Origin of the sequence: Desulfomicrobium orale DSM 12838 (assembly GCF_001553625.1) — a bacterium.
Classification (GTDB): Bacteria; Desulfobacterota; Desulfovibrionia; order Desulfovibrionales; family Desulfomicrobiaceae; genus Desulfomicrobium; species Desulfomicrobium orale.
This window is the reverse complement of record NZ_CP014230.1, coordinates 974,163-985,981: the sequence shown is the minus strand read 5'-3', so window position 1 is coordinate 985,981 and position 11,819 is coordinate 974,163. Positions and strand designations below refer to the sequence as shown.

The 11,819-nt window shown below is 58.4% G+C and carries 10 protein-coding genes and 1 tRNA gene; 3 read left to right on the top strand and 8 right to left on the bottom strand.

Features of this window, described 5'->3' with window-relative positions:
• Window positions 1-31 precede the first annotated feature (31 nt).
• Together AXF15_RS04425 and AXF15_RS04420 are read left to right on the top strand one after the other, a co-directional pair.
• Window positions 32-118 (top strand) — tRNA-Leu (locus tag AXF15_RS04425).
• Between the two features lie 99 nt (window positions 119-217).
• Window positions 218-2,452 carry a vitamin B12-dependent ribonucleotide reductase gene (locus AXF15_RS04420; protein WP_066603836.1) on the top strand — a complete coding sequence of 745 codons (2,235 nt, stop codon included), beginning with the start codon at window positions 218-220 and terminating at the stop codon, window positions 2,450-2,452.
• 6 nt (window positions 2,453-2,458) lie between these two features.
• On the opposite strand, the gene AXF15_RS04415 is transcribed toward AXF15_RS04420, so the two are convergent.
• The gene (locus AXF15_RS04415) at window positions 2,459-3,361 is read right to left on the bottom strand and encodes a hypothetical protein (RefSeq protein ID WP_151192284.1); all 903 of its coding nucleotides are present in this window, start codon (window positions 3,359-3,361) and stop codon (window positions 2,459-2,461) included.
• A 180-nt stretch (window positions 3,362-3,541) separates the two neighbouring features.
• Complete coding sequence (locus AXF15_RS14740; protein ID WP_083517862.1) at window positions 3,542-3,922, bottom strand: prepilin-type N-terminal cleavage/methylation domain-containing protein; 381 nt, start codon at window positions 3,920-3,922, stop codon at window positions 3,542-3,544.
• 346 nt (window positions 3,923-4,268) lie between these two features.
• Between AXF15_RS14740 and AXF15_RS04405 the strand changes: the two genes are divergently transcribed.
• A complete protein-coding gene (locus AXF15_RS04405; protein ID WP_066603829.1) occupies window positions 4,269-4,973 on the top strand; it encodes a Bax inhibitor-1/YccA family protein in 705 nt (234 codons plus the stop codon).
• Window positions 4,974-5,213: 240 nt separating this feature from the next.
• Here the strand turns inward: AXF15_RS04405 and AXF15_RS04400 are convergent, their stop codons facing one another.
• From AXF15_RS04400 to AXF15_RS04375, 6 genes are all read right to left on the bottom strand, one after another.
• Window positions 5,214-6,038 carry an ABC transporter ATP-binding protein gene (locus tag AXF15_RS04400; protein ID WP_066603827.1) on the bottom strand — a complete coding sequence of 275 codons (825 nt, stop codon included), beginning with the start codon at window positions 6,036-6,038 and terminating at the stop codon, window positions 5,214-5,216.
• Window positions 6,038-7,039 (bottom strand): FecCD family ABC transporter permease, encoded by a 1,002-nt coding sequence (locus AXF15_RS04395; RefSeq protein WP_066603824.1) that lies wholly within the window; start codon window positions 7,037-7,039, stop codon window positions 6,038-6,040. Before AXF15_RS04395 ends, AXF15_RS04400 begins: the two co-directional genes overlap by 1 nt.
• Window positions 7,036-8,079: an ABC transporter substrate-binding protein gene (locus tag AXF15_RS04390; RefSeq protein ID WP_066603822.1), complete on the bottom strand. Its 1,044-nt coding sequence runs from the start codon at window positions 8,077-8,079 to the stop codon at window positions 7,036-7,038. The genes AXF15_RS04395 and AXF15_RS04390 overlap by 4 nt, the downstream gene beginning before the upstream one ends.
• Window positions 8,061-8,936 (bottom strand): class I SAM-dependent methyltransferase, encoded by an 876-nt coding sequence (locus AXF15_RS04385; protein ID WP_066603819.1) that lies wholly within the window; start codon window positions 8,934-8,936, stop codon window positions 8,061-8,063. Before AXF15_RS04385 ends, AXF15_RS04390 begins: the two co-directional genes overlap by 19 nt.
• Before the next feature lie 9 nt (window positions 8,937-8,945).
• Window positions 8,946-9,569, bottom strand: coding sequence for an FmdE family protein (locus AXF15_RS04380; RefSeq protein WP_066603816.1), 624 nt, complete (start codon window positions 9,567-9,569; stop codon window positions 8,946-8,948).
• Between the two features lie 135 nt (window positions 9,570-9,704).
• The gene (locus AXF15_RS04375; protein ID WP_066603814.1) at window positions 9,705-11,696 is read right to left on the bottom strand and encodes a TonB-dependent receptor plug domain-containing protein; all 1,992 of its coding nucleotides are present in this window, start codon (window positions 11,694-11,696) and stop codon (window positions 9,705-9,707) included.
• Window positions 11,697-11,819: the final 123 nt, after the last annotated feature.

The following is an 11,819-nucleotide window of genomic DNA, read 5'->3' as shown; positions in this document are numbered from 1 at the left end:
GAACAGGCTTAACTACGGGATTTTTTCGCAAGCCGGAGTGGTGGAATTGGTAGACGCAGTGGACTCAAAATCCACCGGGGGCAACCCCTTGGGAGTTCGAGTCTCCCCTCCGGCACCAAAAAATCAAGGTAGTTACAAACGTAACTGCCTTTTTTCGTATCCAGACATAACTAAAATTAATACGATCAGATAGATATCGTTAGAAAACGGGGACTCCATGAACATCCTGAAAATGCCCGCCGATCTGCCGGAAGCCATCCTCAATCCCAATGCAGAGGTCGTGCTGCAAAAACGTTATCTGAAAAAGGGACTGGACGGGAAACCCATTGAAAGTCCGAAGGAAATGTTCTGGCGGGTGGCATCCGGCATTGCGTCCATGGAGGAAAACTATCCCAACTCGTCCTGGAAGGCAGAGGAGCTGGCCCGGACGTTTTACACCATGATGACCCAGTATGATTTTCTGCCCAATTCTCCCACGCTCATGAACGCGGGGACGGAACTGGGTCAGCTGGCGGCCTGCTTCGTGTTGCCGGTGGGCGACTCCATGGACGAAATTTTTGACGCGGTGAAGCACGCCGCTCTCATCCATAAATCCGGCGGAGGCACGGGTTTTTCCTTTACCCGGCTGCGGCCCAAGGACAGCCGGGTGGGCTCCACCGGCGGCGTAGCCTCCGGCCCCATTTCCTTTCTGAAAATTTTCAACACCGCCACGGAGCAGGTCAAACAGGGAGGAACCAGACGCGGGGCCAATATGGGCATCCTGCGCGTGGACCATCCGGATATTTTGGAGTTTATCCGCGCCAAGGAACGCGAAGGCGACCTGAATAATTTCAACCTGTCTGTAGCGCTCACGGAAAAATTCATGAATTCCGTGGAGAACGACGAAGAATACCCGCTTGTAGCTCCCCATACCGGCGAGATCGTCGAATACCTGAAGGCGCGGGAAGTATTCGAGCTCCTGGTGCGCAAAGCCTGGGAGAGCGGCGATCCGGGCATTATTTTTCTGGACCGCATCAACCGGGACAACCCCACGCCGGATCAGGGCGAAATGGAAAGCACCAATCCGTGCGGCGAGCAACCTCTTTTGCCCTATGAAGCGTGTAATCTGGGCTCCATCAATCTGGCCAGATTCGTCACGGAAGTGGACGACGTGCGTGGGGTGGACTGGGATCGTCTGCGCCAGACCGTACACCTGAGCGTGCGTTTTCTGGACAACGTGATCGACGCCTCGGAATACCCGCTGGAGCGCATCAGTCAGACCGTACGCCGGAACCGCAAAATCGGCCTTGGCATCATGGGTTGGGCCGATCTGCTCTACCAGCTGAGACTTCCCTACGACAGCCGTCGGGCCACCAGTCTGGCCGAAAAACTCATGGATTTCATCCAGAAGGAATCAAGGAGTGCATCCAAGGCCTTGGCCACTGAGCGCACGCCTTTTCCGGCCTATGAAACCTCCGTGTTCAAGAAACAGAATCTCGGCCCGTACCGTAACGCCACCACCACGACCATTGCGCCCACCGGCACCCTGTCCATCATAGCGGGCTGCTCTTCGGGCATCGAGCCTCTCTTTGCCCTGTGTTTCGTGCGTCAGGTCATGGATGGAGAAAAGCTGGCCGAAGCCAACAGCTTCTTTGTCCAGGCCCTGCATGAAGCGGGTTGCCATTCGGAAAAGCTGATGCAGGAAGTGGTGGAAAAAGGCTCCATCCAGCAAATGGAGTTTCTGCCGGAAGAACTGCGATCCGTATTCGTCACAGCCATGGACATCGAGCCGCAATGGCATCTCAAAATGCAGGCCGCTTTTCAGAAGCATACAGACAACGCCGTATCCAAAACAGTGAACCTACCCAATTCTTCCACCCAGGAAGACATCTATAAAATCTACTGGATGGCCTATGAAGAAGGATGCAAGGGTGTGACGGTATACCGGGACGGCTGCAAGAGCGTGCAGGTGCTGTGTACCGGCGACGGCAAGAAAGAGGAAAAGAAGGCCGAGGAATCCAGGCCCATGGACCGTCCGGACATTGTCTACGGCTTTACCCAGAAAGTCCGCACGGGCCTTGGCGACCTCTACCTGACGGTAAACGAAGTGGACGGCAAGCCTTTCGAGGTTTTCGCGACCATTGGCCGGTCCGGCAGATCCATCACCGCCAAGGCCGAAGCCATCGGCCGTCTGGTTTCCCTGGCCTTGCGCTCGGGCGTGCATGTGCGGGAGATCGTCAAGCAGCTCAAAGGCATCGGCGGAGAACACCCGGTCTTTCAGAAGAAGGATATGCTTCTCTCCATCCCTGACGCCGTGTCCTGGGTTTTTGAAAACAGATACCTTCAGGACAATTCACTGCGGAATCTTGCGAAATCCCTGTCCAAAGCCGATTGTCCCGAATGTTTCGGGGAGCTTGTCTTTCAGGAAGGATGCTTTGTGTGCCCGTCTTGCGGGTTCACGAAGTGCGGATAAATCAAGTTATTCCGAAGCAGGAAAAACAAAAGAAAGCTCTCTCCGCACAAATTCCCGTTCGCGGAGATAGTCCATGATCGTATTTTCTCCACGCAAAATCAGTTCGCGTCCCGGACGTTCCACCACCACAAGCACGGGGATGCCGCCAAATTCCTTCATTTTGAAGTAAGCCCGGGCTTCGCGTACCGTGCGCCGTAAGTTTTCGGAAATGGGAACAGGCTCCACTGTTTCCAGGTTTTCCAAGCGCAATATTTCTAGGAATGGGTTTTCCTTGGTGGCATTGGATGCCAGAATATGGCTCAAGCGGAACAGATCGTCTTCCTTGTTGTCGATGCAGCTGAAAAGCCACGTTTCGGGCAGATGTTCCTTGTTGATGGACAGGTTGCCCAGAACTTTGGAGCAGTGGTCGCAGTGCAGGCTGAAGAAAAGAACATGCTGCGGATAATGGGCCGAAGCGTTACCGTCCGGCGCAGTGTTCAGAAAGTCAGTATCCGTCACGGCCGGAGCTGTCACCCCCAGATCCAGAACGCTGTTGGCAGTGAAACCGCCGATCCATACTGACGCGCCGAGAAAAAGTATCAGTACAGACCGTCGCACCCAGACCAGAAGACCGAGCTGGACAAACAGGGCGGAGGCCACGCCGATGCACAGCGCGCATTTTTCCTTGAGCCCCACAAACTGAAAGCCCAGCAGGGCACCGTCAAAGGCCAGAGCCCCCAGCAAAATCAGGCAGACCAGCCCCCATATCCAGCGTTTATCATAGCGGCCGCCGAAAAAGACCAGCGCCCACAGAAGCCAGAAGAACATAGCTCCCAGCTTGATCAGATTGCCTTCCCCGAAGCGGATGTATTCGCCGACCACAGCGCAGGATGAAGTGGTGCAGAAAGATGTGTGCTGTACGGCCTGCATCCAAACTTCAGCGGAAAGAAAAAGAGCGGAAAGAAAAAGAAAACCAAGTAGAGGGTACTTGGTATACTTGGGCAGAGGCGCTTCCAAAGCGGACTTTCTCCAAAAAATATTCTATTTATTAATATAAAAAGTCTCCACAAAGAAAACTCTGTGGAGACTTTTTGTTTCCCACTCAACTAACTAGTTGCTCTTAGCTTCGCACGTAACATTGCCTATCTCAGAATTAAAGGCACCCTTAATTTTGTAACCACTCTGGCCAGTGAATTCAGCAACCGTCGCATTTTTCATGATACCTGTAGCCCCATCAATATCAATTGTAACAGCATCTGCCTTACCATCTATGGGGCACTTCAACTGAATCTTGGAGCTATTTTCCGCATAACGAGACGCCGCATCACTAACGCAAGATTTAATAGCTCCTTGGCAACTGGCAATAGCAGCATTTCGTTTATACTTGGCATACTGCGGGATAGCAATGGCGGCCAGAATACCGATGATGGCCACAACGATCAACAGTTCGACCAGAGTAAAGCCCTGCTCGGATTTACGAAAACGATTCATAACTTCCTCCGTAAAAATAAGTTTAAATGTTTCGACCGGTAATTCAAAGTCGGAAAAGGACTATCATGAATCATGCCAAAAAAGTCAGACCCCCCGATCCCAATGAACGCCGTGTATCTCGCAATTCTCCGAGAAATTGATCGCCAAATTTTGTCCACGCCCCTCCAGAAGGCAACCATTTCGCGTCCAGCCTTGACTTACGGGCCCGATATCCTAAAAGTTCTGAATTTGAAAAGCCCGTAAGGCCCGTCATTGTGTGGGATCTCATACGGGCCCCACAGATCCAGCAATCTCTCTTATTACTTTCTTTCAACTTCGACAAAATCAACCCATCCTCGGAGGAACCATGACCCACAGGACCATTTCCCAGCCGCGCACCGACGTACAGGTCACCAATCTTTTTCTGCGCGGCGTGTACAACTGGATGACCCTGGGCCTGGGACTGACCGCCCTGGTGGCGTATCTGGTGGCCGCCACTCCGGCTGTGGCCCAAACCATTTTCACCAATCCCATCTTGCTCTGGGGGCTTCTTCTGGGCCAGATCGGTCTGGTGTTCGCCATCTCCGGAGCCATACACCGCATGTCCGCAGGAACGGCCACGGGCCTTTTTCTATTGTACAGCGCCCTGAACGGAGCCACCCTGTCTTCTATTCTTCTGGTGTACACCACGGCCTCCATTTTCAAGGCCTTTATCGTGTGCACGGGCATGTTCGCAGCCATGAGCGTCTATGGGGCCACCACCAAAAAAGACCTGACCTCCTGGGGTTCCTTTCTGTTCATGGGACTCATCGGCATTATCATAGCCTCTCTTGTTAATATCTTCATGGCCAGCTCGGCTCTGGATTTCGTCATCAGCGGCGTGGGCGTACTGGTTTTCATCGGCCTCACGGCCTATGACACCCAGAAGCTCAAAATCATGGGCGAATCCGCACCCATGGACGATGCGCTGGCCGTCCGGCGCGGCACCATTCTGGGCGCTCTGACCCTGTATCTGGATTTCATCAACCTGTTCCTGTTTCTGCTCCGCTTTTTCGGCGCTTCCCGGGATTAATGCCGGACTGGTTCCGCATGCAATGCGGGAAGGCCGGACGCAGATTCAAGCTGACAGATATTGTCGCAGTGATATTTGGACAGAACAGCATCTGACGATTCATTTCTTTTCAGCTTCGGATCATAAGAGGAACACGTAAATTCCGCCGCTGGCGAGACAGAGGGTATCGGGAGATGCGCCTCGAACTCCCGGCGGCGGAAGCTGTTTTTATGGCTGCTGCCAAATTCTGGGAGGAACCTTCTATCCTGCACACAGGTTCCGCCCCGGCGAAACCAGAGAGGTTTCCTGCTCCAGCACGGACAGGGGCAGACAGACGCGAAGTTCTGGACTCACCGGAGCGAGGCGGATGTCGGCCTGGTAGAGTTCGCTCAGCATACGCGAGGTCATGACCTCGGCGGGCGGGCCGCAGGCGGCGATACGGCCCTGGCGCAACAGTGCGACCTTCGAGGCCATCCACAGGGCGTGGTCGGGAAAGTGGGTGGTCTTGAGGATGGCGTAGCCTTCGGCGGCGAGATGAGTGATGCGCTCCAGCACGCGGAGCTGATTGCCGTAATCCAGTCCGTTCAGGGGCTCGTCCATGACCAGGGTTTTGGCCCCCTGGGCCAGAGCCCGGGCGATGAGGGTCAGCTGCCGCTCCCCGCCGCTTATCTCCGCGTAACTCTTCGCCGCCAGATGCCCGATATCCAGCCGCTCCAGAGCCTCCCGCGCCGCAGTCTCATCTTCTCCGCGCATCCTGCCGAACAGCCCGCTGTGGGCCATGCGGCCCATGAGCACCACGTCCAGCACGCGGTAGGCAAAGGCCATGCGGTGCAGTTGCGGAACATAGGCCACCTGCCGGGCCAGTTCCTTCGGACTCCAGACTTCCACGGGCCTGCCTTCCGCCAGCACAAAGCCGGACCGGGGCCGGAGCAGGCCCAGAAAAATCTTGAGCAGCGATGTTTTTCCACTGCCGTTGGGTCCCAGCAGGCAAAAGACTTCCCCTTCATGCACGGCCAAAGACACATCGTGCAGCACGGCATGGGCGGCATAGCCGAAATGCACGGACCGGGCGGAAAGCTTCTCCATCAGCTCCACCCGCCCCGGCTGGAACGCAGGGCCGCGGCGAACACCGGGATGCCCAGAATGGCGGTCAGGATGCCCAGAGGAATTTCCACCGGAAAAATCAGCCGGGACAGATTGTCCATGACAAGGAGATAAATGGCTCCGAGCAGAACCGAAACGGGCAGGAGCACGCGGTTGTCCGGCCCCACCAGCATGCGCCCCACATGTGGTATGATGAGCCCCACCCAGCCGATGACCCCGCCCGCCGCCACGGTCAGACTGCTGACCAGCGTGGCCGCGAGGATGAGCACGGTCCTGACCAGCGTCACCCGCACGCCCAGAGCCCGGGCCTCCTCGTCACCCATGGTCAGGACGTTCAGATAACCCGAAAGGCTCAGCATCACGCCGATGCCAAGCAGCATGAGGGGCCCCATGAGCAGTATGGATTCCCGGTCGATCAGGGAAAAACCGCCCATGAGCCAGTAGGTGATGGCCGGAAGCTGATCATACGGATCGGCCATGTATTTGACCAGAGACAGCAGGGCCGTGAACAGGGCCGAGACCACGATGCCGCTCAAGACCAGCAGAAGCAGGCGGTCGCCCCGGTACATGCGAGCCATGAGCATGGCCAGCCCCACGGCCAGCAGGCCGAAGACGAAAGTGCTGAACTGCACCACGAACCAGCGGATGGAAAAGAGCATCCCCAGGGCCGCGCCCAGCGACGCGCCGGAAAGGACACCCAGCAGGCCGGGGGATACCAGCGGATTGACGAACATGGCCTGAAACGCGCTTCCTGAAGCGGCCAGAGAGGCCCCGACACAAACGGCCGCCAGAATGCGCGGCAGACGGATATCCAGGATGAGGGTGCGGGTCAGGCGCATCCGGTCCGGGTCCATGTCCGGACCAAGGCCCAGAAATCCGGCCAGATCGGCCATGCCGACAGGATAGCGGCCCAGGGTCAGCGAGCCCAGAGCTGCGGCGCAAAGCAGAAAAAACAGCGCCGACACATACGCCCGCGCTCTCATGGGCCGATCACCGCCCAGGCCGCGTCGTCATCCAGCTCCACGCCCAGAAACAGACGGTAGAAAGATTTTGTTTCCGCCACCAAGTCCTTGGAGTAGCGGCCGGGATGAAGCTCCTTTGTCAGCCAGCACAGACCCAGAATGCGCATGAAAGACGGCGGCCGGTCGAACCAGTTGAAGGGCGAGGACGGAATGAGCAGCACCCGTCCGTCGCGCACGGCCCGGACCTGGCTCCAGGCCGGGTTTTCCCGCACGGAGCGGAAAAACGCCTCCTCCTTGGCCAGGATGACTTCGGGCTCGCCCAGAAGCACTTCCTCCAGGGTCACAGGCTCCATACCGAAGCCGCTTCGGGCCTGGCAGGAATGAATGTTGCGGCCTCCGGCCAGATTGATCAGCTCCGCGTGCACCGACGTGTCGCACTCGGTCTTCAGGCCGTCCAGCCCCTGGGCGTAATAAACGGAAACGCGCCCCTCTTCCGGGATGCCCGCCAGCACGGGCTCCACCTCGTCCAGTATGCGCCGGGTTTCCCTGGCCAGAGCCGCGCCCCGTTCCTCCCGCTTCAGGACGCGCCCCAGAAACTCGAAGGCTTCGGCATATTGCCTGAGCGTATCCAGCCGCACATAGACCACGGGAATGCCCAAGGTCCGCCCCATGTTCTCGATGACGTCGTTGGCAGCGCCGCGCACCGAATACCAAGCCAGGATGAAATCTGGGCGCACGGTCAGAAGCGTCTCCAGATTCGGCGTCCGGCCCTGGCCGAACCATCCGCCCAGCACGGGCAACCGGGCGAAATCCGGGCGCAGGTACTTTTTTTCGCGCTCGTTCAGGGGAAAATTGAGCCCGGCGGCAAGGGACGGGTCCAGAGAGTAGAGCAGGTAGAGAGACGGAGGCGAGGCACAGAATATCCTGGGTTCTCTGTCCGGCAGAAGCACCGTACGCCCGGCCATGTCCGTGATTTCCGCCGCCGGAACGGACAACGGCCCGCCCCAGAACAGAAGCACGAAAAAAAGCAGCCCGCAGGTCCTCAGGCCTCCTGTCCGCATGGTCCCTCCTCGTCCCACCACAGCACGGCCCAGCGCACGGGCCGCGTGGGCAGCCGCAGCATTCCGTTTTCCCGGACCAGCGCGCCGTCCAGATATTCCCGCAGGCGGATTTTTTCTTCCGCGGTAATGTCGTGCACCATCCAGGACAGACCCTCCACGGCCTCGTCCAGCGTGGGAAAAATCCGGGCTTCGTGATGCGTGGTGAAGGTCAGCTGGGCGAAGATGCCGATCTGGCGCAGGTAATTGAGTACCACGATGTAATCGAGGCCGGGCGTGAACTCCCGTCCGGCTCCGGCGATCAGGCCGCGGTCAAAGGGGCCGTCGCCAACCAGCGTGGTGATGTACGCCCGGCGGCGGGTATGGCGCCGCAGCTTGTCCACAGCCATGGCCAGATCGTCCACAATGAGGGACCGCGAGGCGATGGTCACGTCGTGCGCTTCAATGTCCAGAGCCGGCCAGTCGTCCTCCCAGCGGCCGTTGACGATGCGCACGTTCCCGATGCCGCCGTCCCGGCAGCGTTCCGCCAGCAGTTCCCGCATGACCTTCGAGGGCTCCAGGGCGGTGACGGAAGCGGCACGCGACGCCAGAGGCACGGCCAAGGTCCCGGCGGCCGCACCGACATCCAGCACCGTCTCTCCGGGCAGAATCCGGCAGATGTCCAGAAACTGCTCCACATAGTCGCCACGGGCCACGGCCCTGGTGAAATCCTTGGCCCGCTTGTCCCAGTGGCCGGGACCGCGCCGCTCATGCAGCATTTTCCGCGCATGGTGCGTGCGCCAGATCTGATTCCAGTCAAGATGCTGATAATCCATGTTCTCCGTCCTTTCGCGGAGTTCCGCCCCGGCTTTGAAACTCATGCGCCTACCTCACGGAGCCGGGCACGGTTCATAGTAGGTTTTTCCGGCGGCACAGGGACGGCAGAGTGTCTGCCCGCCATGCGTCTCCTCGCGCTGGTCCAGTACGGACTCTCCGCAGCGGGCGCAGACCACGCTCCGCGAGGGCGGCCCCGGCAGGTCGCTCGGGTGCAAGCTGACCCGCACTTTCCGGATTTCCAGCAGATCCGCCTCATCCATGACCTCCAGAGCTCTGAACCGCGCCTCCTTCATGTCTCCCGCGTCGTCCTCATCGGCGAGGGATGCGGCCAGTTCGTCGGCCTTGCGGCGGGAGCTCTCCCGCACGCAGATCCGCACGGCCCGATCCCCCTCCAAATCCACAAACGTGGCGGCCATTTTACCGAAATCCCTGATCTTCAGGTTGCGCTTGCCCGGAGAAAGTCCGGTCACGGAGATGATGGCGTCCGTGGCGCAGCGGTCTATCTCCACTACGGCCAGCAGCTTTTTGCGGTCCGCGCCTCTGGGATCGCGCAGGCCCAGTTCCCGCAGACCGGCCAGGGCCATGCGCACGCCGATGATCTGTCCTCCGCAAAGGTGCCCGTGAAAACGCACCGCGTCTTCCAGGCACCGCTCGAAACTGTCCGGATGATCGTACATTTAATCCGCCCGCCGGAACACGCCGTGAAGCAAGGAAAATTCCGGCAATGTGGAACAGGGCCGGACCACTGCGGCGGCCGTACAAACACCGGCGCCGCCGCGAGGGCACGATAAGCGGAAAGCCCGGGCCACAGCCTAAAACTCCATGCGCAGGTTGGCGAACCAGGTCCGCCCGGCCTGCGGATAGCCTTCGCTTAGTTCGTAATCGGCGTCGAAGGCGTTGTTGAGACCCAGCTCCAGATATTTCTTGTCCAGAAACTCATATGTGCCCTTGAGGCCGAAAACCGTGAAGCCGTCGGCCACCCGCTCGCCGTCCGTGGAGCTGTAGCGCTTGGAATTGTATTCCATGTCCGCCAGCAGCGAGAGCCGCTCCATGGGACTGTATTCGAGGAAGGCGAAAATCTTGTGCCTGGGCGTGTCCAGCAGTTCGTCGTCATTGGTGTGGTTCTCGTATTCCAGCCAAGTGTAGTTGATACCGCCCCGCAGGGGATCGAAAATGCGGGCGGTCACGCCCAGCTCCAGCCCGTACATGTCCACTTCGCCGATGTTCTGGTTCTGGCTGATGCGCTTTCCGGGGTTGTCCGGGTCGGGCACGGTCTTGAACAGAATGTAGTCGCGCACATCGCTGTAGAACAGATTGCCCTCCACGGTGACGCGCTCCTCAAAGGAATGCTTGTAGCCGATTTCGTAGTTGACGGCCCGTTCCGGATCGAGATCCGGATTGGGGATGGCCCGGCCCATGCGGTAGGAGAACTTGTCCTTGATGGACGGCATGCGCGACTTCAGGGCCACGCTGGCGTGCGCCAGACCCGCCTCGCCGACCTTGTAGAAAAGGCCCAGCTGCGGATTGACGGCATCGGCGCTGCCCCTGGAAAAATCCGTCACCGTCTTGCCCACCAGATTTTCGGCCTCCCGGGTTTTGACGCGGTCATAGCCTACCCCGGCAATGGCGTAGAAACTGTCCGTGAAATTGATGGTATCCTCCAGCCCCACGGAGAAGATGTCCTCCTGAAAATGGACATCCGGGGTCTTCGGAGCCAGCTCCTTGTGGAAATCGCGCTTGAAATGCACGGCCAGCCGGAGTTCGTTGTGGGGGATGGCCAGCAGGCCGAGTTCCACGGAGCCGCCGTAAGTATGGTCATCGTAGGCGCTCTTGAAGGATGAACGCTTCCGCATGGTGGAGTAAGAAGCGTCGTCGTAGCTTTCGAGGGCGTTTTCAAACACGTCGTAATAAAGACGCGTCTTGGCGTACACGTCCTCGCCGAACCATGTTTCGGAGTTGAAATACACGCTCTCCCTGTCCCAGTACGGCCATTTCCAGTAACGCGGCGAGATGGACTCGCTCTCCCCGGCATAGGGCGGGGTGCCCTTTTTACCGTGCTGCTTGGCGTAGGTCAGGGCGTATTCGTCCTTGCTGTTGGGGGTAAAACCCACCTTCAGGCTGCCCTTGCTGTCCTGATGGTATGAATTATTGCGCCGCCCGCCGTTTTCCGTGGGCACGGAGTCAAAGGAGCGGGACAGGGGAAAGCCGTCGCTGTTCAGGTGGGACAGCCCGGCCTGCACGTACCACAGGCCCAGATTGGTGCCCATGTTCAGATAGCCGTTGTACGTGTATGAGCCCACGCCCAGGCCGGTGACGGCCTCGAATTTTTCCGACGGCCGTTTGGAGACCATGTTGATGGCGCCGCCCATGGTATTGGGGCCGTGCAGCACCGAGGCAAAACCCTTGGAAACGGTGATGTTGGCCAGATCGAAAGTCGTGAAGCGGCCCAGATCCGGATAGCCGTCGTAGGGCACGTAGATGGGAATGCCGTCCATGTAGATAGGCACATGCTTCAGGTCGAAACCGCGTACATAGACCATTTTTTCGTTGCGGGCACCCACATGGGAAACGGTCACGCCCGGCAGCAGATTCACGGCCCTGTCCACGGTGTCGGTGTTGAAAGTGCGCATGGTTTCTTCAGTCACGCGCTGGACCGAAACATTGGGCGAGCCGTCGGCCTGCTCCACCACCTCGATCTCGCCGAGCCTGAAGGCTCCTTCCCCCGCTTTTTCGGCGGCAAAAGCAGGACCTCCGAACAGGACCGCCAGCAATACACATGCGCCGCACAACCAGAAGCTCCGCATTTCCCCCTCCTTTGTCTGTGTCCAAACGGCGTTGTCTGAATGGGCGTACGCTAGAGCTATAATCTATACACGTCAATTACATTTTAAAAAATACGGTATGTCTTTCCCTTACAGGAAAAACAT